The sequence below is a fragment of the Bacillus sp. FSL R5-0659 genome (assembly GCF_038008785.1).
Classification (GTDB): domain Bacteria; phylum Bacillota; class Bacilli; order Bacillales; family Bacillaceae; genus Bacillus; species Bacillus safensis.
The window spans coordinates 1,291,143-1,313,000 of record NZ_JBBOZU010000001.1; the positions used below are offsets into that span (position 1 = coordinate 1,291,143).

Annotated in this window: 22 protein-coding genes; 18 read left to right on the forward strand and 4 right to left on the reverse strand. The window is 40.7% G+C overall.

From position 1 onward, the window contains the following. The first annotated feature begins 3 nt into the window (after positions 1-3). Positions 4-501, forward strand: a complete 498-nt coding sequence (queF, locus tag NSQ72_RS06510) for a preQ(1) synthase (protein WP_003211403.1) — start codon at positions 4-6, stop codon at positions 499-501. Positions 502-954: 453 nt separating this feature from the next. Further along, a complete protein-coding gene (locus NSQ72_RS06515) occupies positions 955-1,173 on the forward strand; it encodes a hypothetical protein (RefSeq protein ID WP_039178087.1) in 219 nt (72 codons plus the stop codon). A gap of 101 nt (positions 1,174-1,274) precedes the next feature. Here NSQ72_RS06515 and NSQ72_RS06520 read toward each other — a convergent pair whose 3' ends face one another. After that, positions 1,275-1,799, reverse strand: coding sequence for a GNAT family N-acetyltransferase (locus tag NSQ72_RS06520; RefSeq protein WP_047203050.1), 525 nt, complete (start codon positions 1,797-1,799; stop codon positions 1,275-1,277). Positions 1,800-1,943: 144 nt separating this feature from the next. Continuing rightward, the gene (locus NSQ72_RS06525; protein WP_003211747.1) at positions 1,944-2,132 is read right to left on the reverse strand and encodes a YkvS family protein; all 189 of its coding nucleotides are present in this window, start codon (positions 2,130-2,132) and stop codon (positions 1,944-1,946) included. 167 nt (positions 2,133-2,299) lie between these two features. On the opposite strand from NSQ72_RS06525, the gene NSQ72_RS06530 reads away from it, so the two are divergent. The 6 genes from NSQ72_RS06530 to NSQ72_RS06555 all read left to right on the forward strand — a co-directional run bounded on the left by NSQ72_RS06530 (position 2,300) and on the right by NSQ72_RS06555 (position 8,832). Beyond that, a complete protein-coding gene (locus NSQ72_RS06530; RefSeq protein ID WP_039178090.1) occupies positions 2,300-2,494 on the forward strand; it encodes a hypothetical protein in 195 nt (64 codons plus the stop codon). Positions 2,495-2,800: 306 nt separating this feature from the next. After that, a complete protein-coding gene (locus NSQ72_RS06535; RefSeq protein WP_058837793.1) occupies positions 2,801-3,451 on the forward strand; it encodes a cell wall hydrolase in 651 nt (216 codons plus the stop codon). A 113-nt stretch (positions 3,452-3,564) separates the two neighbouring features. Further along, entirely contained in the window at positions 3,565-4,881 is a 1,317-nt protein-coding gene (locus NSQ72_RS06540; RefSeq protein ID WP_039178095.1) for a polysaccharide biosynthesis protein, read from the forward strand. Positions 4,882-4,935: 54 nt separating this feature from the next. Then, positions 4,936-5,424: an endospore biogenesis thiol-disulfide oxidoreductase StoA gene (gene stoA, locus NSQ72_RS06545; protein WP_039178098.1), complete on the forward strand. Its 489-nt coding sequence runs from the start codon at positions 4,936-4,938 to the stop codon at positions 5,422-5,424. A gap of 290 nt (positions 5,425-5,714) precedes the next feature. Then, the gene (locus NSQ72_RS06550; protein WP_047203057.1) at positions 5,715-7,634 is read left to right on the forward strand and encodes a heavy metal translocating P-type ATPase; all 1,920 of its coding nucleotides are present in this window, start codon (positions 5,715-5,717) and stop codon (positions 7,632-7,634) included. A gap of 103 nt (positions 7,635-7,737) precedes the next feature. Continuing rightward, a complete protein-coding gene (locus NSQ72_RS06555; RefSeq protein ID WP_058837791.1) occupies positions 7,738-8,832 on the forward strand; it encodes a M24 family metallopeptidase in 1,095 nt (364 codons plus the stop codon). A 54-nt stretch (positions 8,833-8,886) separates the two neighbouring features. Here the strand turns inward: NSQ72_RS06555 and NSQ72_RS06560 are convergent, their stop codons facing one another. Continuing rightward, entirely contained in the window at positions 8,887-9,030 is a 144-nt protein-coding gene (locus tag NSQ72_RS06560) for a hypothetical protein (RefSeq protein WP_162842493.1), read from the reverse strand. Between the two features lie 93 nt (positions 9,031-9,123). Between NSQ72_RS06560 and NSQ72_RS06565 the strand changes: the two genes are divergently transcribed. The 10 genes from NSQ72_RS06565 to NSQ72_RS06610 all read left to right on the forward strand — a co-directional run bounded on the left by NSQ72_RS06565 (position 9,124) and on the right by NSQ72_RS06610 (position 20,679). Beyond that, positions 9,124-10,113 carry a LacI family DNA-binding transcriptional regulator gene (locus NSQ72_RS06565; protein ID WP_058837790.1) on the forward strand — a complete coding sequence of 330 codons (990 nt, stop codon included), beginning with the start codon at positions 9,124-9,126 and terminating at the stop codon, positions 10,111-10,113. A 55-nt stretch (positions 10,114-10,168) separates the two neighbouring features. Further along, the gene (gene glcT, locus NSQ72_RS06570; protein WP_039178106.1) at positions 10,169-11,023 is read left to right on the forward strand and encodes a glucose PTS transporter transcription antiterminator GlcT; all 855 of its coding nucleotides are present in this window, start codon (positions 10,169-10,171) and stop codon (positions 11,021-11,023) included. A 201-nt stretch (positions 11,024-11,224) separates the two neighbouring features. Beyond that, on the forward strand, positions 11,225-13,324 hold the full coding sequence (gene ptsG / locus NSQ72_RS06575) for a glucose-specific PTS transporter subunit IIBC (RefSeq protein WP_144464751.1): 2,100 nt from the start codon (positions 11,225-11,227) through the stop codon (positions 13,322-13,324). A gap of 93 nt (positions 13,325-13,417) precedes the next feature. Continuing rightward, positions 13,418-13,684, forward strand: a complete 267-nt coding sequence (locus NSQ72_RS06580; protein WP_003211078.1) for a phosphocarrier protein HPr — start codon at positions 13,418-13,420, stop codon at positions 13,682-13,684. Next, positions 13,684-15,402, forward strand: coding sequence for a phosphoenolpyruvate--protein phosphotransferase (gene ptsP, locus NSQ72_RS06585; protein ID WP_039178109.1), 1,719 nt, complete (start codon positions 13,684-13,686; stop codon positions 15,400-15,402). The genes NSQ72_RS06580 and ptsP overlap by 1 nt, the downstream gene beginning before the upstream one ends. Before the next feature lie 100 nt (positions 15,403-15,502). After that, on the forward strand, positions 15,503-15,745 hold the full coding sequence (locus tag NSQ72_RS06590) for a transcriptional regulator SplA domain-containing protein (protein WP_044331928.1): 243 nt from the start codon (positions 15,503-15,505) through the stop codon (positions 15,743-15,745). Positions 15,746-15,827: 82 nt separating this feature from the next. Further along, positions 15,828-16,856, forward strand: coding sequence for a spore photoproduct lyase (gene splB / locus NSQ72_RS06595; protein WP_039178111.1), 1,029 nt, complete (start codon positions 15,828-15,830; stop codon positions 16,854-16,856). Between the two features lie 116 nt (positions 16,857-16,972). Continuing rightward, positions 16,973-18,934, forward strand: coding sequence for a methyl-accepting chemotaxis protein (locus NSQ72_RS06600; RefSeq protein WP_039178114.1), 1,962 nt, complete (start codon positions 16,973-16,975; stop codon positions 18,932-18,934). Positions 18,935-19,007: 73 nt separating this feature from the next. Further along, positions 19,008-19,793, forward strand: coding sequence for an SDR family oxidoreductase (locus tag NSQ72_RS06605; RefSeq protein WP_058837788.1), 786 nt, complete (start codon positions 19,008-19,010; stop codon positions 19,791-19,793). Positions 19,794-19,806: 13 nt separating this feature from the next. Beyond that, complete coding sequence (locus NSQ72_RS06610) at positions 19,807-20,679, forward strand: NAD(P)-binding domain-containing protein (protein ID WP_064498379.1); 873 nt, start codon at positions 19,807-19,809, stop codon at positions 20,677-20,679. A 111-nt stretch (positions 20,680-20,790) separates the two neighbouring features. Here the strand turns inward: NSQ72_RS06610 and NSQ72_RS06615 are convergent, their stop codons facing one another. Beyond that, positions 20,791-21,591 carry a CAP domain-containing protein gene (locus tag NSQ72_RS06615; RefSeq protein WP_039178119.1) on the reverse strand — a complete coding sequence of 267 codons (801 nt, stop codon included), beginning with the start codon at positions 21,589-21,591 and terminating at the stop codon, positions 20,791-20,793. Positions 21,592-21,858: the final 267 nt, after the last annotated feature.

Below are 21,858 nucleotides of genomic sequence, written 5' to 3' on the forward strand. Positions count from 1 at the left end.
GTCATGACGACAAGAAAACCAGAAGAATTAGAAGGTGTCACGTTACTAGGAAACCAAGGAACCAATTATTTGTTTGATTACGCACCACAAGTGCTTGAAACGTTCCCAAATAAACATACAAATAGAGATTACTTTGTGAAATTCAACTGCCCAGAATTTACATCACTATGTCCGCAAACAGGACAACCGGATTTTGCAACAGTTTATATCAGCTATATCCCAAATGAAATCATGGTCGAAAGTAAATCCCTAAAATTATATTTGTTCAGCTTCCGTAACCACGGTGACTTCCATGAGGATTGTATGAACATTATTATGAACGACTTAATCGAATTGATGGACCCAAGATATATTGAAGTTTGGGGCAAATTTACGCCAAGAGGCGGTATTTCAATTGATCCGTATACGAACTATGGGAAACCTGGGACAAAGTATGAAGAAATGGCATCGTATCGTATGATGAACCATGATATGTATCCAGAAACGATTGATAATCGCTAATAAATAGGAAAAGACATTCCGGATGCATGTTTCAGCGTGTAGACAAACCCTCGCATTCGCCCGCAGTCCTGCGCTCCGGTGCTCACGAATGTCAAATTCGCTCCGCTCCGGTTCTCGTTCTTCCTAGACTGCAAAGGTTTTCTATCACGCTGAAATGAAGACAAAGGGCTAAAATCAAGCATTTTAGCCCTTTGTCAACAATCTGAGACATGACGGATGCATGTCTTTTTTTTATGGGATTGTAGCGATTCAATCATAAAAAAGAGAAGAGTCATGTCACTCTTCTCATACGAATGGGAATAGAACTTGCTAGGACGGCTGGGGGCTACCAGCTCGTAAATATATTATACATGACAGAACGTATGTTTGTAAAGGTGAATCATGCTTTTTTTGCTTATCACATTTGATTTAAGATAAAATAGGGGTATTGAATGGTAAATGGAGGCGTTGGATTTGGCAAACAAAGAAGAGCGGGCAGAGCAGCTGCTAATGGAGCTTAGAGAAGAGCTTCAAATGCTTGAACATCAAAACAAAGAACGGTATAAATGGAGTGCCTCCACATTGCTTGGAGTGATTGCCCTCTTGATTGATAAAGGAGTGATCACCCCTGAGGAAGTCGAGATGTACAAGACGAAGGCGGAAATGCAAACCTTTCATACGCAAAAAGACTGATGCTTACTGATATGATGTATGGTGAGAAAAAGAAAAGGACATAACAAATTGATGACTCAATTGATATTATGTCCTTACTTCTGCAATTCGTTTTCACAGCATTAAACCAGCTTATACATTAAAACATCATCCCAGTATTCATGATCATTTATTTTAAATTCTTTTATTTTACGTCCTTCTTCTATAAACCCCATCTTTTTGTACAAAGAAATGGCCTTTTGATTTGTAGAGAAAACGGCTAAACTAACCTTTTCAATTGAAGGATTCTTTTCTGCCCAATGTAATAAAGCTGTTAGTAACTTTTCCCCTACGCCTAAACCTCTATAGCTCTTATGCACCATCAGCCCGAATGATCCCGTATGAGAAGTTCTTTTTCTATTTGATGAATGTTCAAAGGCTAACCATCCAATGACTTTCTCATCAGTTTGAGCAACTATGTACGTCTCGTTTTCATTTTCAATTCTTTTCTGTATCCATTTCCTGTGTTCTATGAGGGTTTTTTTGTTTTCTTCAGGTGATGTAAGTAGATAATCTGATTCAGCAATAACTGATTTCTGTATTTCTAAAGTCATTTCAGCATCTTCCATTTTTCCAAAACGTACAATGATATCATTGGAATTTTGCATATTAGTTTCTCCTGTCTAGAGCTAATACGGCATCTTATCATTTTTTAAAAAATGAAAAAGAAGGGTATTGAAATAGAAATCACCATTTGGTCAAATCGTGATATATATACGTATGTACCGAGCGTCTGTATTGAGGATTGCAAATTAATGTACGGAGTCTTTGATGATTTTATAGTTTTTATGATTAACGACTGTTAGTGAATCCAGTTCTAAATCTCTATAGTTGTCCATAATGGTGACATCCACAATGACAGAGTTTTCATTCACTTTTTCAACTACACCTGTTAAACCATTTCTAAATTCGATCACATTTCCAATTTTTGCAATCTTCAACCGATCCCTCTCCTTTAAAAACAGATTTCATTCCCTATTAAAAAGTATTTTGCAATATTTTCATACCAATGTAAAGGATAAAGACGTTTTTGTTTTGTTTTCGTTGTATGCTCTTCTAACGAATGGTATATTTAATATTTGATCATGGCTGAAAAGGAGCGGTTTTTTTGACTGAAGAACAAATCCTCACAATCATCGAATCTTTACGGAATGGGACGGAAAAACAGGTGACCATCCAAAAAGATGACTTTTTAACGTTTCGTTCTGTATTGGTGAATCAAGATGATTTTAAACATTTTCGCGGAATCGCCAAACATGGTGGAGATGTTATTTTTGAATATCTTACAGAAGCAAGAAGCTAAAGCTTTTTCTCATTGATGAGAGAAAGCTTTTTTATTTTCGTTCTTTTGTCACACTTCAAACCACTTTGATACATATGAAAAGAAAATGTAATAACCCATAAACAGGAGCATAAGGATGATGATAGGTGAAAAAGGGACCTTTTTAAGCGCTAACAATTCCATTTTATGTGCACAAAACTAGGACATGCCATTTAATGACGGAATTTGGACAGGCATGTAAATCTTTGTGCGTGAAAATAGAATGAGGTCTTGTTAGAGTGGACAAGTATCTTACAGCCTACTTTAATTAAAGGAGGAAAAAGGCGAATGATTAAAATTCATACAGCTCTTTTTGTCATCCTTATGCTGGTTGCAGCAATGAAGATGGACAATATACAAGAGCAGCAAGGCACATTAAGTCACGAACTTTCACAAGCACCTGTTAAACATCAGCTTTCATATATAGATCAAGGTCACGATCAAGTCATCCCAGCATTTTCTGAAGAGAAGCGTCAGCCAAAAGTGAAAATGCTAAGTACGTCAACAGAAGAAAAGTCTTCAAAACCGAAGCAAAAGAAAAAAGTAAAATCTGAAACGACGAATAAGGCAAGTGGTAAACAGTATTCTAATGAAGAAATGGACTTGCTTTCTCGATTGGTTCACGCTGAAGCGAAAGGTGAATCTTACGAAGGGAAAAAAGCGGTAGCAAGCGTTGTTTTAAACAGAGTAGAGCATCGTTCTTTTCCTGACAGCGTGAAAGGTGTGATCTATCAGCGAAATGCTTTCCAGCCAGTATCGAATGGAAGTATTCATGATAAGGCAGATCAAGATTCCATTAAAGCTGTGAAGCAGGTAGTAAAAGAGCATGACAGAACAACAAAGGCTATTTATTTTTATAATCCAAAAACGGCAACAGATCATTGGATTCGTTCCCGCAAAATTGTAGAACGCATCGGACGTCACGTATTTGCCGTATAAAGAAAAAGAGCGATCAATGAGATTGCTCTTTTTTTGTCTTCAATTATTAAAATATTTTTTGGACTTGTCTCATAGAATGTGAAAAGAATTTGCTTTAGACAAGGGGAGGCTACATGAATCGATTTGTAAAAGGGGTCATTCTGCTATCTGTCGCAGCTTTTATTGCGGAGTGTATCGAGTTTTTAGTCAATATGATTTTAGCGAGAGAGCTTGGAGAACATGGAATGGGTTTATATATGAGTATCCTTCCAATCATCATGCTTGTCCTTGTGATCGCCAGCTTAGAGCTGCCAGTCTCCATTTCTAAATTCATTGCAGAATCACATGAGCGTCTCCACAAAAGTATGCTCCGTCATGCCTTTAAAATGACGCTTGTGGTGACAAGTACAACAACAGGTATAGCAGCCATTGTACTGCCTTTCATTCCAGTGTTTCAGTCGTATCATCCGCTTATGAAGGGCCTAGTGCTGTCACTTATCCCGATTATTGCGTTTACCTCCATTGCCCGCGGCTACTTTATGGGAAAGCAGCAAATGGGCAGAATCGCTCTAGCCAATATGATGAAGAAAACAATCCAGCTGATCTGCTTATTTTTGTTTTTTCATTGGTATTCGTTTGATATTGAAACAGCAGTACTCATCGCCATCGGTGTCATTGTTGCGAGTGATCTTGTCGTCTTTATTTATTTATACTCCCAATACGTCATGGCGAAAAATGCTGTGAATGTCAGGTCTGTTGAATTAAGAGGGATTGATGTGCGAAAGCGCCTATTAGCCGTTTCTATACCGACAACGGGCATGCGCATCTTTCATGCGATCGCTAATGCGGTTGAACCATTTTTAATCAAAGGAGCGCTCGTTGCAGCAGGCATCTCTGGAACACTTGCTGTTGATCATTACGGCATGCTGGCTGGTGTCGCGATGTCGATCGGTTTTTTCCCAGCGTTTATCGCTCATTCGATCATGATTGTGATGATTCCGAGTGTCTCTGAAGCCTATGCTTTAGGTCAGTATGATCTTGTGAAAAAACGGGTCAGACAGGCGATTCTCATAACGTTTGGATACGGGGTGCCGGCAGTGATGGTCATGTATTATTTTGCTTACCCGCTCACACAGCTCTTTTTTGATTCACCGCAAGCTGCTGTCTATTTACAGCTGCTTTGGCCATACTTTTTATGCCACCTGTTTGTGATGCCGTTTCAAGCGTGTTTAATCGGTATGGGGCTCATCAAAGATGTGTTCCTACATAATATATGGGTGCATGTCGTTTCTTTTTCTATGGTGTATTTCCTCGGTTCAATGGAAAGCTTGAATATGATGGGGGTCATTTTAGGGATGAACACAGGCATGCTGCTTTTGACTGCCCTGCATTATGCGACGATTTGTAAGGAGCTCGGCGTTTCAATGTTTCTTACATTGAAAAAAGCTTGAATGTCATCGCCATCGAGAGGGCAAGCTATAAGAAAACTGGGAAGGAAGATCCTGATGAATCGTAAACATCTACCCGCCAGTCTTCTAATGATGACCATGCTGCTATTTCTAATGAGCGCAGCAGCGGAAGCAAAAGAGCCTGTGATGGCGCCAAGAATAGAGGCACCGACATTAACTGGTGAAATGCAGATGGTTCCCGCAAAAGGGAAAAAGACCATTTTGCATTTTTGGACAACATGGTGTCCGTCCTGCAAAATGGAGCTGCCCGAATTTGAACAGATTGTGAAAGAAAATCAGAGTGATGTTGACATATTGACCGTGAATTTACTAGGTGCTGAACAAAGTAAACATGCTGTTGCCCAATTTGTGAAAGACAGAAGGTTTACATTTCCGATCATACTAGATGAACACGGAGAAATGATGAAGAAATATCAAATTATCACCATTCCAACGACCTTTTTGATTAATGAAAAAGGAGAAGTGGTGAAAAATCATGTAGGTCCACTGACGAAAAAACAAATTAAAGAGTGGACGAATTCTTAGAAAGAATCCTTTCTGTTAAAGAACCAATTCTGTTGGTTCTTTTTTTGTGTTCATTTGCTTTTCATCTGAATACACTGTGCTCAGAAGAAGAAGGAACGGTCTATATCAATAATGATAATTATTATCAAAAAGAAATTATAATAATTATTAATTGAAAATTGTTCAGAACCTGTTATAATGAGTTACAGACCAATAAAAAGCTTGAAATAGCAGAAAATATAGATGGAATAAGAAACGGGCAACGATTGATAATGTGAAAACGATTATCAATTAGAGAGGAGAAAACAATCATGAATGAGAATACAGCACTTTACCAAACGACAAATCAAAAGGAATCGAAATGGTCCTTACATAAATGGGCTCAGCACGGAGAATTAATTGCAGCAGGGATATCGGGGATTCTCATTTTAATTGGATGGATTCTAAAGGATGAGAGCATGTGGAGCATTCCTCTTTTCATCCTGGCATTTGTCATTGGTGGTTTTGCAAAGGCGAAAGAAGGAATTGAAGAAACGATTTCGTCTAAGACCTTGAATGTGGAACTTTTAATGATTTTCGCAGCAATAGGCTCAGCTCTGATCGGCTATTGGGCAGAAGGCGCTATTTTAATTTTTATTTTCTCACTGAGTGGTGCGCTAGAAACGTATACGTCAAATAAAAGCAAGAAAGATTTAACAGCATTAATGAGCATTGCACCAGATGAAGCAACTTTAATTGAAGAAGATGGTACGACCATTCAAATCGCCGCTTCATCATTAACACCAGGTGACCGTATTATGATCAAAGCCGGGGAACGCATTGCGGCAGATGGTGTGATTTTAAGCGGGAGAACAAGTGTGGACGAATCTGCACTTACAGGCGAATCTGTTCCACAGGAAAAAGGGCAGGGGGAAGACGTCTTTGCAGGAACAGTGAACTTAAATGGTTCCTTAACAGTGGAAGTCACTAAACATAATGAAGAAACGCTTTTCCATAAAATTATTAAACTTGTCGAATCCGCTCAAGAAAGTGTTTCGCCAAGCCAGGCATTTATTGAAAAATTCGAGGGTGCCTATGTAAAAGGTGTGCTGATCACCGTTGCGATTTTAATGGTTCTGCCTCATTTTGTACTCGGCTGGAGTATGAGTGAAACCTTCTACCGAGCAATGGTGTTTATGGTCGTTGCTTCACCTTGTGCTCTAGTTGCATCCATAATGCCGGCAGCACTGTCATTGATCTCAAATGGCGCGAGAAATGGAATGCTTGTCAAAGGTAGTGTCTTTTTAGAAAAACTAGGCACAAGCAGTATGATTGCTTTTGATAAAACGGGGACAATTACAAGCGGGAAGCCAGCCGTAGAACAAGTCGTCATCGCTAAAGGGCAGGATGAATCTGCTTTTTATCAGGCACTCTATCAAATTGAGAGCCAATCAAACCACCCATTAGCGAAAGCAATTTCTGATATGGCAAAAGAGCACCAAACAGAAAGATCAGTCCATGTCACCATTGAAGAAACCTCTGGATTTGGTGTGAAAGCACAATTAAATGGGGAAACGTGGCGGATTGGGAAGAAAGACTTCGCTGGTAAGGCGTCAATCGACCGCGAGATGGAAGAGACCGGTGATGACCTTTCAGCGCAAGGATACACAGTGGTCTACGTTCAAAAGGGTGAAGAAGTTGTTGGCTGTCTTGGTCTTAAGGATCAAATCAGACCTGAAGCCAAAAAAATGATTCAAGAACTAAATGATTTAGGCATCCAAACCGTCATGCTGACAGGAGATCAGCAAAAAACGGCTGAAGCGATTGCGCAGGAAGCCGGTATCCAAGCTGTCGTGGCTGAATGTCTTCCAGATGAAAAGGTACATGAGGTCAATCAATTAAAAAAACAAGGTAATTCAATCATCATGGTAGGAGACGGAATCAATGATGCGCCAGCACTCGCCACAGCAGATGTTGGGGTTGCGATGGGCGGAGGTACAGACGTTGCTTTAGAGACTGCGGATCTCATCTTAATGAAGAACAATTTAAATAACCTAACAAAGATGATCCGTCTTTCAAGAAAAATGAATCGAATCATTAAGCAAAACATTGTTTTCTCATTAACGGTGATCTGTCTGTTAATTTGTGCGAATTTCTTACAAGTGCTTGATTTGCCTTTTGGCGTCATCGGGCATGAAGGAAGTACGATTTTGGTCATTTTAAATGGTCTGCGTCTGCTTCGTGCATCTTAATTAATCATCAAGGCGCACTGGATCCATGCCAGTGCGCTTTTGTGCGAAATACAGGAAAAACTGATACAATGGATCAGTAGTAAAACGTGTGAGGAGGATCATGATGAACCGAATGAAGAGCTTGTCTTCTTGGCTTAAGAAAGAAGACATTCAAGGTGCATTTATACATACAAAGGAAAATGTGTTTTATCTATCTGGATACTTCACAGAGCCGCATGAAAGAGTGATGGGGCTGTTTGTGTTTCAAGAGGCAGAACCATTTTTTATTTTGCCTAAAATGGAAGTCGAGCAGGCAAAAAATGCAGGATGGTCCGGCGATATCATTGGATATGAAGATCATGAGAATCCATTTGATTTCATTCAATCAGCGATAGAAAAACGAGGTGTTCATGCCGCGCGTCTTGCGATTGAAAAAGAATCGATACCGCTTCAAAGAGCAGAGCAGCTCCAAGCTGTCACGGGGGCAGAAATGTTCGTCCGGGCTGAAGGTGAGCTCAATCAGCTCAGACTGATTAAAGATGAATCTGAAATTGCTACACTCAAAAAAGCGGCACAATTAGCAGATGAAGGTGTAAAAATTGGAGTTAACGCCTTAAAAGAAGGAATCACGGAAACAGAAGTTCTCGCTGTCATTGAATATGAACTAAAGAAAAAAGGCATTCAAGGCATGTCCTTTTCAACCATGGTTCTCTTTGGTGAAAAATCAGGCGAGCCTCATGGAAATCCTGGGCAGGCAGCCTTAAAAAAAGGCGATTTTGTGTTATTTGACCTTGGTGTCATTGTCGATGGATATTGCTCAGACATCACAAGAACATTCATCTATCAGGAAGCTTCTGAAAAACAAAAGGACATTTATCAAACCGTCTTAAATGCAGAAATGGCAGCACTTGAAATGAGTAAGCCTGGCGTTAGAATCGGTGATCTTGACTTAAAAGCCCGCGGGCTCATCACAGAAGCGGGATATGGTGAATATTTCCCGCATCGCCTCGGACATGGGTTGGGGGTTTCTGTTCATGAGTTTCCTTCAATGAGTCAGGCAAATGACGACCTTCTGCAAGAAGGTATGGTGTATACGATTGAACCAGGAATTTATGTCCCGGGAGTCGGCGGCGTAAGAATTGAAGATGATGTTCTCATTACGGCAGATGGTCCAGTCACTTTAACCAATTATCCGAAAGAGCTGACAATCATTAAGTAATGAAAAAAATCACGATGAACGTCCAGGTCTTGGAAGCGTCATCGTGATTTTTTATCACTCTTCTCGATCCTTATCAACAAAAAAATCATCAATTGATTGAAACGGTTTGATTTTATGTTCTTTTCCTAAAGGATGTAATGCAAAACGAGCAGAAAACAAAACAGTCATACATAATATAATCCATATGATGAAACCCATCTTGAATTCCCCTTTCCATCCAGTGATTTGTTCAGCTCACATACATCTTAAAGTATGAAACGCTTACCATATCAAGAGAAAGTAGGAGAAAAAATGGCAAACATAAGGGAGATTGCGAAAAGAGCGGGCGTATCTGTGACAACCGTATCACGTGTGTTGAATGAGCATCCTTATGTTAAAGAAGAAAAAAGGGAACGTGTTCTACAAGCGATGGAGGAGCTCAAGTATACGAGAAACATCCAGGCGGTCCATTTAGCGAAGGGCTATTCGAATATGCTTGGCATCGTCCTTCCAAACATTGAACACTCTTATTTCAGCGCACTCGTCACAGGTATTGCAGAAAAAGCACAGGCGCGCGGCATGCATTTTGCTTTATTTCAAACAGGATACGATCCATTAAAAGAAAAAGAAGCGTTAATGAGTTTAAAAGAGCGCCGTGTGGATGGTTTAATATTTTGTTCAAATGCGTTAAGTGATAGGCACATTTTAAAGTGGCAGGAATCAGGACCGATTATATTTTGTCATCCTGCGCCGCACGATCAATGCTCAACCGTGTCGATTGCGCATGACCAAGCATTTAAGGAGGGCCTGCATCATTTGGCGGCATGCGGACATCAACGAATTGCGATCGTTCTTGCGAGAACAGAAGGAGCGAATAGCGAGTCGCGCCTTCAGGCCTATCAAGACATGATGCAATCCCTCGGGCAGACCATTGATGAGGAATGGATCATCGAAGGGAAGTTATCACTGCTTGATGGGAAGCACTTATTTGCAGAATGGCAGAAAATGAAAAATCGTCCTACAGCTTTATTCATTACAAATGACGAAGTCTCTGCAGGCTTTTTATTAGAGGCGCAGCGTCATGACATAAAAGTAGGAGAATCACCAGCCATACTCAGCTTTCAAAATAACCAATTGAGTGAGGCGCTAGGGATTTCCAGCATTCATATTCCCCTCAAACAAATGGGGCAGGAAGCGTTTGACTTGTTTGACCGAGCATTAAAAGGAGAGAAATCAGAGAAAAGAATGCTGCCATTTCGTCTGATTGAGCGAACAACTACCGTTTTGAAAAACAATCGTTGACGCACGTTTCATCTGTTTTGTACGATAAGAGGGATTGAATAAGAAGGAGGTGGGGATGTTCATGGAATCCTTCACCGTTGATAAAGCGTTAAATAATAATGTCATCATCGCAAGGCACCCTTCTTTGGGCGAAGTAGTTCTGATTGGGAAAGGGATTGGCTTCGGTAAAAAATCGGGGGATGTTCTCGATCAAGACGTGTTTGAAAAAATGTTTGTGTTAAAAAACACGAAAGAACAAACAGAATATAAACAACTGCTTCATCATATTGATGAGAACATGATCGAGCTTGCCAATGACGTCATTTATCATATACGAGAAAAAATGGGACAACGCTTGAATGAGCATATTCATGTTGCACTGACCGACCATATTGCGTTTAGTTTTAAACGGGTGCAGCAAGGCTATGATATCACGAACCCTTTTATGCTTGAGACGCAATCGCTATACCCGAAAGAATACGAGGTCGCAAAGGAAGTCGTTGAACTGATTAACGAGCGGCCAGATGTTAAAACGAAGCTGCCAGAAGGAGAAATTGGCTTTATAGCGCTCCATATCCATTCAGCTTTGACGAATCGGCCTTTATCTGAGGTGAACCGTCATTCGCAGCTGATTACACAAATGGTCCAAGTTATAGAAGATTCATTTCATATGAAAGTAGACAGAGAAAGTATTCATTATTTACGCTTATTACGCCATATTACGTTTTCAATTGAGCGTATTAAACGGGGAGAATCTTTAGAGGAGCCAGAAAAATTGCTTCATCTATTGAAAAATGAATATCCTTTATGCTACAATACTGCTTGGAAAATGATCAAAATTTTGCAGCATGCATTGAAAAAGCCTGTACAGGATGCTGAGGCTGTCTACTTGACACTTCATCTGTACAGATTGACAAATAAAATTTCATAGTTTCCTTGAAACGTGTAACTGATTCGATCAGGCATGAGTGACTTAAGGTAAATACAGGATAAGATCCTGTTATTTGCGCAACCTTATATCACCATGCCTTTTTTGCATTTGAAAGTGAAATGTAAACGGTTAATTATGAAATGTACGTCAGGGAGCAGCCCAAATGTATGTTGTAAGCGAAAACAAAAGGAGGTTCAACCAGTGTTTAAATCACTTTTTGGTGTGTTGCAAAAAATTGGACGAGCTCTTATGCTTCCAGTTGCGATCCTTCCTGCTGCCGGTATTTTACTAGCACTTGGGAATGCGATGCAAAATCCGCAGCTGATTGATGTAGCTCAATTTTTAAGCAATGATACAATTCAGCTTGTTGCAAGTGTCATGGAGAATGCGGGGAACATCGTCTTCTCGAATCTTCCGCTATTATTTGCTGTAGGGGTTGCCATCGGTCTTGCTAATGGAGACGGAGTGGCAGGGATTGCCGCTATCATCGGTTACCTTGTCATGAACGTAACGATGAGTGCCGTATTAATGGCTAACGGATCTATTCCATCCGATTCGATCAAATTGGCTAAGTTCTTTAAGGAAAGCCATCCAGCATATGTGAATATGCTCGGTATACCGACCTTGTCTACCGGCGTTTTTGGCGGGATTATCGTCGGGGTATTAGCCGCTTATATGTTTAATAAATTTTACAAAATTGAGCTCCCGCAATACCTTGGTTTCTTTGCTGGTAAGCGTTTTGTTCCAATCGTCACTTCTATTTCAGCACTTATTTTAGGGCTTTTGATGCTAGTCATTTGGCCGCCAATCCAAGGTGCATTGAACTCATTTTCAACAGGACTGCTTGCAGCAAATGAGCCGCTGGCTGCCTTTGTATTCGGAGTCATTGAACGCTCATTAATTCCGTTTGGTCTACACCACATATTCTACGCACCATTCTGGTATGAATTTTTTAGCTATAAGAGCTTATCAGGAGATATTATCCGTGGTGACCAGCGTATTTTCATGGCGCAAATCAAAGATGGTGTTCAGCTGACAGCTGGTACATTCATGACAGGGAAATATCCGTTCATGATGTTCGGTCTTCCAGCAGCAGCTCTTGCGATTTACCATGAAGCAAAACCAAAGAATAAAAAGCTTGTAGCAGGAATTATGGGATCAGCAGCCCTTACTTCTTTCCTAACAGGGATCACTGAACCGCTTGAATTCTCATTCTTGTTTGTAGCACCGATATTATTTGCGATTCACTGTGTATTTGCTGGATTATCCTTTATGATAATGGATATTCTAAATGTGAAAATCGGGATGACCTTCTCAGGAGGGTTAATCGACTTCTTCCTATTTGGTATCCTGCCGAATAGAACCGCTTGGTGGCTTGTCATTCCAGTAGGTCTCGTACTTGCTGTCATTTACTACTTCGGATTTAGATTCGCCATTCGCAAATTTAATCTGAAAACGCCAGGCCGCGAGGATGAAGCAGCAGACGGAGCAAGTGAGGCGAAGTCTGAAAAAGGGAATGACTTGCCTTATGAAATCCTTGAAGCAATGGGTGATCAAGAAAACATTAAGCACCTTGATGCTTGTATCACGCGTTTACGTGTTACTGTCAATGATCAGAAGAAAGTGGACAAAGACCGCTTGAAAAAGCTTGGCGCTTCTGGTGTTCTCGAAGTAGGGAACAACATCCAGGCAATTTTCGGCCCGCGTTCTGATAATTTAAAAACACAAATGCAGGACATCATTGCAGGCCGCACGCCTCGTCCAGCGAAAGACCCTTCTGCAAAAGAAGAAGTCAGCCAGCAGGTCGAAGAAGTCATTGCAAAGCCGCTTCAAAATGAACAAGGGGAAGAAATTTTTGCTTCACCAATTACAGGGGAGCTTCATCCAATTACAGATGTACCAGATCAAGTATTCTCAGGGAAAATGATGGGTGACGGTTTCGCTATCTTGCCAACAGATGGAACGGTTGTTTCACCGGTAAGAGGGAAGATCTTAAATGTGTTTCCGACGAAACACGCCATTGGCCTGCAATCTGACGGTGGACTTGAAATTTTAATCCACTTCGGAATTGATACGGTCGGCCTCAAAGGAGAAGGATTTGAAGCATTTGTACAAGAGGGAGATCAAGTAGAAATCGGTCAAAAACTTTTAGAGGTTGATATTGATAAAATTAAGTCTGAAGTACCATCTTTGATGACACCAATTGTATTTACCAACTTAAGTGAAGGACAATTTATTGACCTTCTAGAATCCGGTGAAATCAAAGCTGGACAAGAAAACATCATGAAAATTTCAAAATAATTTTCATAACTGCCGTTCTTGTTAGATGACAAGCTCGGCAGTATGATATAATATTGTGGATGTATTAATTGTATAAAAAGGAGATTGATAAAAATGGCTCAACAAACATTCAAAGTAACTGCAGATTCTGGAATTCACGCACGTCCTGCAACAGTTCTTGTACAAACTGCTAGTAAATATGATGCTGATATCAACTTAGAATATAATGGTAAAACAGTGAACCTGAAATCTATTATGGGTGTAATGTCTCTAGGAATTGCGAAAGGTGCTACAATCACAATCTCTGCTTCTGGTTCTGATGAAAATGATGCACTTGCTGCGCTTAAAGACACAATGAAAAGTGAAGGCCTAGGCGAGTAATGCAACAACTGAAAGGAATCGGTGCTTCAGCAGGCGTTGCAATTGCAAAAGCATATCGTCTGGAAGAACCAGATTTAACAGTTCACCAAAAAGACATCAACGATCCAGAGACAGAAGTGAAGCGTTTTGAAGAAGCAATTCATGTTTCTAAACAAGAACTTGAAGCAATTAAAGAACATGCGCTAAAAGAACTTGGCCAAGACAAAGCAGATATCTTTTCTGCCCACCTTCTTGTGTTAAGTGATCCTGAACTGCTTAACCCAGTAAAGGATAAAATTAGTGCTGACAAAGTAAATGCTGAATTTGCTTTAAAAGAAACAGCGACAATGTTTGTCACAATGTTCGAAGCAATGGACAATGAATACATGAAGGAACGTGCAGCGGATATTCGCGACGTCACAAAACGTGTTATTGGGCATTTGCTAGGCGTTGACATTCCAAATCCAAGCATGATTTCTGAAGAAGTCATCATCATAGCTGAAGATTTAACACCTTCTGATACTGCTCAGCTGAACAGACAATTTGTTAAAGGCTTTGCGACAGATATCGGCGGTCGTACTTCTCACTCAGCGATCATGGCGAGATCTATGGAGATTCCAGCAGTTGTTGGGACAAAAGAAGCAACAAAAACGGTGAAAAACGATGATCTGATCATTGTGGATGGTATTACTGGAGACGTCATCATTCAGCCTTCTGAAGATGAAGTGAAAGCGTATCAAAAAAAGCATGAAGACTACTTAGCTCAAAAAGCGGAATGGGCGAAACTTGTTGACCAGCCAACGGTAACAAAAGACGGCGTTCACGTAGAGCTAGCTGCAAATATCGGAACACCTGAAGATGTAAAAGGTGTACTTGAAAATGGCGGCGAAGCAGTCGGATTGTACCGTACTGAATTTTTATACATGGGCAGAGACCAGCTTCCTACAGAAGAAGAGCAGTTCGATGCGTATAAAACCGTTTTAGAGAAGATGGAAGGGAAAGCAGTGGTTGTTCGCACACTAGATATTGGTGGCGATAAAGAACTTCCTTACTTGCAGCTTCCAAAAGAAATGAACCCGTTCCTTGGCTATAGAGCTATTCGCCTTTGCCTGGAAGAGCAGGAGATTTTCAGAACTCAACTACGCGCCTTACTTCGTGCAAGTACATATGGAAACTTGAAAATCATGTTCCCTATGATCGCGACATTATCAGAATTTAGAGAAGCAAAAGCCATTTTACTTGAAGAAAAAGAAGCATTGGTTGCCGCTGGTACAGACGTTTCTGATTCCATTGAAATCGGAATGATGGTAGAAATTCCATCAACGGCTGTCATCGCAGACCAATTTGCAAAAGAAGTAGATTTCTTCAGTATTGGAACGAATGATTTGATTCAATACACAATGGCTGCTGATCGAATGAACGAACGAGTGTCTTATCTTTACCAGCCTTACAACCCAGCGATTTTACGTCTCATTACGCTTGTGATTGAAGCAGCGCATAAAGAGGGTAAATGGGTCGGCATGTGCGGTGAGATGGCAGGAGATGAAATCGCAATCCCGCTTCTACTCGGATTAGGATTAGATGAATTCTCAATGAGTGCAACATCCATTCTTCCAGCTAGAACACAGCTAAGCAAGCTATCTAAGGAAGAAGCTGCATCATTTAAAGAGCATATTTTATCACTTAGCACAACAGAAGAAGTGGTTGATTTCGTCAAGAAAACATTTCAACAGAACTAAGTGAATGAAAACCAGACAGGTGAAACTGTCTGGTTTTTTTGTCGAATTTTATCATATTGAGTCATATTGGGCAGTGAGAAGGGCACCCTATTATTAAAAAATGGAGGTGACCAGATTGCCTTTCTCAGACTATAAACCAGGTGATCAAGTATATGTCATTTATCGAAATCCACATGCTGCAAACGTAGCACAAATTAAAGAAGCAGAAATTGTTTCACATCCATACAACGAAGAAGAGCTTGCCCTCTTTTTACTTGAAACGTATCATCCACTAGCACCTGATGATGCTGTTTTTCCAACATATGAAGAAGCAGAAGCACTTTATCAAGACTTATTTGAATAAGGGAGATTTTAGAAAGGATAAAAGCCATCCTGTGCGGTTAAAGTAACGGTATAAAAACGTTAAAGGTAAGGATGTGCTTAATATGATCAAACCTTTCGTCCCCCAGCTTGTTTACATTGAACCCCGGGCGTTAGAGTACCCGTTAGGACGAGAGCTGAAGGAAAAGTTCGAGGGTATGGGAATCGAAATAAGAGAAACGACCTCACACAATCAGGTAAGAAATATTCCGGGAAAAAATGACCTGCAAAAATATCGTAACGCGAAGTCAACGCTTGTCATTGGTGTGAGAAAGACATTGAAGTTTGACTCCTCTAAACCATCTGCAGAGTATGCGATCCCATTTGCAACAGGATGTATGGGACATTGTCATTATTGCTATTTGCAAACAACAATGGGAAGTAAGCCTTACATTCGAACGTACGTCAATGTAGAAGAAATATTAGATCAAGCTGAGCAGTACATGAACGAGCGAGCACCAGATATCACAAGATTTGAAGCATCATGTACTTCAGACATCGTAGGAATTGACCATTTGACACATACACTCAAACGAGCGATTGAATACTTTGGGCAAACCGACTTAGGAAAGCTTCGATTTGTCACGAAATTCCATCATGTTGATCATCTGTTAGATGCAAAGCATAATGGCCGGACAAGATTCCGTTTTAGTATTAATGCCGATTATGTCATTAAATATTTCGAGCCTGGCACATCACCGCTTGATCAGCGGATTGAAGCGGCTGTTAAGGTCGCAAAGGCAGGCTATCCTCTTGGCTTTATTATTGCTCCCATCTACATCCATGAAGGCTGGCAGGAAGGATATAAAGTTTTATTTGAAAAGCTCGATGCAGCTCTTTCTGATGATGTGAGAGACGATATCACCTTTGAAATGATTCAGCATCGCTTTACAAAACCAGCAAAGCGTGTGATTCAAAAAAACTACCCGAAATCTAAATTAGAATTAGATGAAGAAAAAAGACGATACAAGTGGGGGAGATATGGGATTGGGAAATATATCTACCAAAAAGATGAGGAACAAGAACTAAGAGAGACGTTAGAATCATATATTGATCAGTACTTTCCGTCTGCAAAGATTGAATATTTTACTTAAAGCAAGCCTATAGGGCTTGTTTTTTCTATTTAAATTTTCTTACAACTATTGAATGCTTTACCCATTTTGCCGATATATAAAATAAGGTGTGAAAGTAGATGTAGGGGTGTGAGGAGATGTTTAAGAAACTTCAAGTGAGAATAGCTGTTTTCATCTCAGTTATTTTAATTTTAACCGTCGTGGCTGTTCAAGTGGGTTCTAACTTAGTGTTAAGACCACTTATTGAACGAGATGCAAAAACCACCGCAGCAGCAACGGCAGAAAGCCTGAAAGACATTATTACAGAAAAGCTTGATAATTACGGCAATACCATTAACAAAGTGGCAACAAGTACAATGACTGAAGAATTTGCGCAAAAACAAACAAAACAAACATTAGCTTATGAAACAGATGCACTAAAAAAATTGCAGGAACAGGATAAACTCATTTCGTTTACCTATATTGGAACAATTGATGGCAAAATGCTCGGCTTCCCAGAGTTCGATCTTGGCGAAGGCTATGATCCATCTAAACAAGGCTGGTTTAAACAAGCAGCCGAAAAGCCTGATCAGGTCGTTTGGACAGATCCATATGTAGATGAAGCAACGAAAAAAGTGATTGTCTCAGCCACGAAGGCGATTGTCAAAGATGGAAAGGTCATTGGGGTCGCTGGACTTGATTTGAAGCTGTCCTCGATTCAGTCCTATATCAATGAACAAGAGATTCCTTATAAGGGGACCGCTTTCTTAGTTGATGGCACAGGCACCCTTTTGGCGCATCCAACAGAGCAAGGAAAAAATATATCAAAGGTCGCTTCTGTGAAAAAAGCGATCGACAACTCAGGTATTGATGACAGTAAAGAACTGACGGTCACATCTAAAATCAAAGAAGCCGATTGGACGGTTGGTGTCAGCTTTGAGAAAAAGCAACTGCTTTGGATTACAGAAAAAATGAATCAGACAAGCATCATTATATCCGTCATTGCCATTATTCTTGCGATGATCCTCAGCTTCTTATTGGCAAGAAGCATAACTACGCCAATCAAGCGTCTAATAGAGCACGCTCGTAAGGTGTCAGAAGGCGATTTAACAAGCACGCTTGAAACGAAGTCTCAAGATGAAATTGGTTTCCTTACGAAAAGCTTTAATCAAATGACCGAGGACATCAGGGAGTTAATTGAAAAAGTGAAAGGGGCTTCAGATCAAGTTGTGGAATCAGCGGATGAAGTGACCCAAATTTCAAATGAGACCTTGCTGTCTAGCGAACAGATTGCAACCGCGATTCAAGAGGTGGCAACAGGGGCGACTAAGCAGGCGTCGGATGCAGAAACGATTAATGAGAAATCAGAGCAATTGTATGAGAAAGTGCGCCATATGGGTGAACTCGCCACACAAATGCAAACCAACTCAAAATCATCTGAAGATGCAAGCTATAAAGGGCTTGATGCACTTGGTGTGCTCGTCCAAAAATCAACACAAGCGAGCGATGAATCGAAAAAGGTTGAGCAAATGCTGCTAGATCTTGAGCATAAAACGAAAAATATTGAAAACGTCGTGACTGCTATCTCTGAAATCTCTGATCAAACGAATTTACTTGCACTGAATGCAAGTATTGAAGCGGCGAGAGCAGGAGAAAGTGGACGAGGATTTGCTGTAGTTGCAGAAGAAGTCAGAAAGCTTGCTGAACAATCTGCACAGTCAACAAAACACATTAGTGAAACCGTCAAACTCATTCAAGATGAATCGAAGAAAGCGGCGGAAGCGATGACAGCAGCAAGTAGAATGAATGAGGAACAAGGTGATGCCATTAATGCAACAGGTGAGGCACTCAGCAGCATCACAATGGAAATGCAGGCACTTGTCGGTTCAATCGATAGCATTCATACACAGATCAATGAAATGACAGAAGAACAGCAGAAGATGAGTGAATCCATTCAAAGTATTGCTGCTATTTCAGAAGAATCTGCTGCCTCAGCTGAGGAAGTGCATGCGTCTACAGATGAACAAGTTCAAGCGTTAGAAAGAACGAAAACCTCAACTGAAATGCTAAACGAATCAAGCCAGGCACTGCGTCAGGCGGTTGACCGATTTAAGGTGTGATTCGCGGAAAGGAACCTTGCGACGTGAGCAAGGTTCTTTTTGTATGATAAAATGAACGAGAGGAGGTGCTTACATGGATGTCAAACTAACTGGAAAAAAAGCATTGGTCGCTGCAAGCAGTCAAGGTATCGGAAAAGCGATTGCCTTTGCTCTAGCAAAAGAGGGAGCGGATGTAATGCTCTCGGGAAGACATGAACAAACGCTGAAAGAAACAGTCAATGAGCTGTCTCCATTTGCCAAAGGACAGCTGACTTATCAAGTATGTGACGTATCTGACGCCAGGCAAATCAAGGCGCTTGTTCAAGCGGCGGCTGGCGATGAGCAACGTCTAGACATTCTTGTGAACAATACAGGCGGACCTAAAACAGGAACGCTTGACACCTTAACAGATGAAGATTGGATCGAATCATTTCAGCTTCATTTACTCAGCTATATTCGATTATTAAAAGAGGCATTACCTTATTTGAAAAAACGTGGTGCACGTGTGTTAAACATTGCGTCAATGTCAGTGAAAGAACCGATCCCAGGCTTGATGCTGTCGAATACATTTAGACCAGCTATAGCCGGCTGGACAAAAACAGTCGCTCAGGAGCTTGCAAAGGATGGTATTTTGATCAATACGTTAGCACCCGGAAAAATTGAAACAGACCGCGTCAAACAGCTGGAAAAGCACCGCGCACAAAGAGAGAATCGAACGGTTGAAGAAATCAAAGCACAGGCTGAACAAGCGATCCCGCTTGGCCGCTATGGACAGCCAGAGGAATTTGCAGCATATGCAGCTTTTCTTTTATCTGAAGCCAATACATATATGACAGGTCAAACACTGATCATTGATGGTGGCTTGACAAAGTCTCTTTAAGGAGGAACAAGTGATGGCACAAATCAAAACGGTTGGTTTTATAGGAATCGGTGTAATGGGGCGCAGTATGGCAGGACATTTAATGGATGCAGGCTATGAAGTTCTCGTTTATACAAGAACGAAAGCAAAAGCAGACGCATTGATTCAAAAAGGGGCGTCATGGAAGCCGGCAGTAAAGGACATTGCAGAAAATGCAGATGCTGTCATCACAATGGTGGGATATCCATCTGATGTAGAAGAGATCTATTTAGGTGAAGATGGGCTTGTGGCACATGCCGCACCTGGAACATATCTCATTGATATGACGACCTCGAAGCCTCAGCTTGCAAAAGAAATTGAGTTGAAAGCGAAGGAAAGAGGTGTATTTGCATTAGATGCACCTGTATCAGGGGGAGACATAGGAGCTCAAAATGGCACGCTGGCCATTATGATCGGCGGAGAAAGGTCTGCCTATGAAGCCTGCCTGCCGGTATTTGAGCAAATGGGTAAAAATATTCAATATCAAGGACCGGCAGGAAGCGGTCAGCATACAAAAATGTGTAACCAAATTGCCATCGCAGCGGGGATGGTCGGTGTCGCAGAGGCAATGGCCTATGCCGAAAAATCAGGGCTTGATCCAGAGCAGGTGCTCAAAAGCATCACAACAGGTGCAGCCGGCAGCTGGTCATTGTCAAACCTTGCACCAAGAATGCTGAAAGGCGATTTCGAGCCAGGGTTTTATGTAAAGCATTTTATCAAGGATATGGGCATTGCACTTGAAGAAGCAGAGCTGATGGGAGAAGAAATGCCAGGGCTCTCACTTGCGAAGTCACTTTATGAAAAGCTGAGTGAACAGGGCGAAGAAAACAGCGGGACACAGAGCATCTATAAATTATGGGTCAAATAAAAAACTGCCCGCCTATGTGGAACAGTTTGCAGCGTGTAAACAAGCCCTCGCATTGCTGAAAAAGTAGACAAATTAAAAACCTGTCCCAAATAGGGACAGGTTTTTTTGATATTATTTTCCGATGAATTGCTGCGTCCAGTAGTTTCCAGATTTCACATAACCAACACCGATATGTGTATAGCTTTTGTTTAAAATGTTCGCTCTGTGGCCTTCACTGTTCATCCATGCTGTCACAACTTCTTGAGGAGATCTTTGACCTTGGGCAATGTTTTCACCTGCTGATTTGTAAGTGATACCGAATTGCTTCATTTGATCAAATGGAGATCCATAAGTTGGGCTTGTATGAGAGAAATAGTTTTTATCTTTCATATCTTGAGATTTTGCGCGAGCAGATTTGCTTAATTTAGAATCCACAGAAAGTGCCTTTAAGCCCTGTTTTGCACGCTCTTTATTTGTAAGCTCAACCACTTCTTTTTCAAATGCATTTAAGCTGCTGTCTGCTTTTGATGCATTTGTGTCTTTTTGGTCAGCTTTTGTGTTGCTATTGCTGTTTGTGTTTTCTTTTGCTGGAGTGCTTGGTTTAGAAGCAGTTGGTTTTTTCACTGATTCTTGTTTTTGTTCTTGTTTTGCTTTGTTTACTTCTTTCACTACTTTTGTTCCAGTAACAGGTTGACCGCTTTTGATCAGCTTGTTTAATAGAGCTTCGATCTCTTTTTGATTTGACTTGCTTAGCTTGTTTACATCTGAAGAGATATGTAATTTTGCTGCTAATGTATGAAGATCAATGGCTTGATGCTGTACGTTTATCACTTGTTTCAGGTTAAGCTCCTTCGCATCAGCCGAATGTCCCCCAGTGAATGTGATGAGTGCAGCAGCTGTCAGCGCTGAAAAAAAGAATGATTTCTTCTTCATATTGTAACTCCTCCTAAAATCTTTGTTTTGTTTTCTCACAAAAAATCATACCATGGACTTTTTGTTATAAACGTACCAGCATCCTCCATTGACAATGCCAGTTTGTCATTTTTGTTAAAGTCATAGTAAGAGCCGCTTCATATCAAAGGATAGGGAATTCTTCCATTTAAAGAAAACGACATAAACATACCAATATTTTAAAGTGTTAGTATATTTTTTTGCAGATTAGGGATTGACAGCTTTTTTTCACTCGTTTCGCTGTAACAA

Coding starts and splice junctions, on each gene's coding strand:
- NSQ72_RS06560 (WP_162842493.1), bottom strand. CDS start 9,030: ATGGGTTTCATCATATGGATTATATTATGTATGACTGTTTTGTTTTCT.
- NSQ72_RS06520 (WP_047203050.1), bottom strand. CDS start 1,799: ATGCAAAATTCCAATGATATCATTGTACGTTTTGGAAAAATGGAAGAT.
- stoA (WP_039178098.1), top strand. CDS start 4,936: ATGAATCGTAAACATCTACCCGCCAGTCTTCTAATGATGACCATGCTG.
- NSQ72_RS06550 (WP_047203057.1), top strand. CDS start 5,715: ATGAATGAGAATACAGCACTTTACCAAACGACAAATCAAAAGGAATCG.
- NSQ72_RS06605 (WP_058837788.1), top strand. CDS start 19,008: ATGGATGTCAAACTAACTGGAAAAAAAGCATTGGTCGCTGCAAGCAGT.
- NSQ72_RS06555 (WP_058837791.1), top strand. CDS start 7,738: ATGAACCGAATGAAGAGCTTGTCTTCTTGGCTTAAGAAAGAAGACATT.
- NSQ72_RS06600 (WP_039178114.1), top strand. CDS start 16,973: ATGTTTAAGAAACTTCAAGTGAGAATAGCTGTTTTCATCTCAGTTATT.
- splB (WP_039178111.1), top strand. CDS start 15,828: ATGATCAAACCTTTCGTCCCCCAGCTTGTTTACATTGAACCCCGGGCG.
- NSQ72_RS06590 (WP_044331928.1), top strand. CDS start 15,503: ATGGAGGTGACCAGATTGCCTTTCTCAGACTATAAACCAGGTGATCAA.
- NSQ72_RS06540 (WP_039178095.1), top strand. CDS start 3,565: ATGAATCGATTTGTAAAAGGGGTCATTCTGCTATCTGTCGCAGCTTTT.
- glcT (WP_039178106.1), top strand. CDS start 10,169: ATGTTCATGGAATCCTTCACCGTTGATAAAGCGTTAAATAATAATGTC.
- NSQ72_RS06565 (WP_058837790.1), top strand. CDS start 9,124: ATGGCAAACATAAGGGAGATTGCGAAAAGAGCGGGCGTATCTGTGACA.
- ptsP (WP_039178109.1), top strand. CDS start 13,684: ATGCAACAACTGAAAGGAATCGGTGCTTCAGCAGGCGTTGCAATTGCA.
- queF (WP_003211403.1), top strand. CDS start 4: ATGACGACAAGAAAACCAGAAGAATTAGAAGGTGTCACGTTACTAGGA.
- NSQ72_RS06580 (WP_003211078.1), top strand. CDS start 13,418: ATGGCTCAACAAACATTCAAAGTAACTGCAGATTCTGGAATTCACGCA.
- NSQ72_RS06535 (WP_058837793.1), top strand. CDS start 2,801: ATGATTAAAATTCATACAGCTCTTTTTGTCATCCTTATGCTGGTTGCA.
- NSQ72_RS06610 (WP_064498379.1), top strand. CDS start 19,807: ATGGCACAAATCAAAACGGTTGGTTTTATAGGAATCGGTGTAATGGGG.
- NSQ72_RS06615 (WP_039178119.1), bottom strand. CDS start 21,591: ATGAAGAAGAAATCATTCTTTTTTTCAGCGCTGACAGCTGCTGCACTC.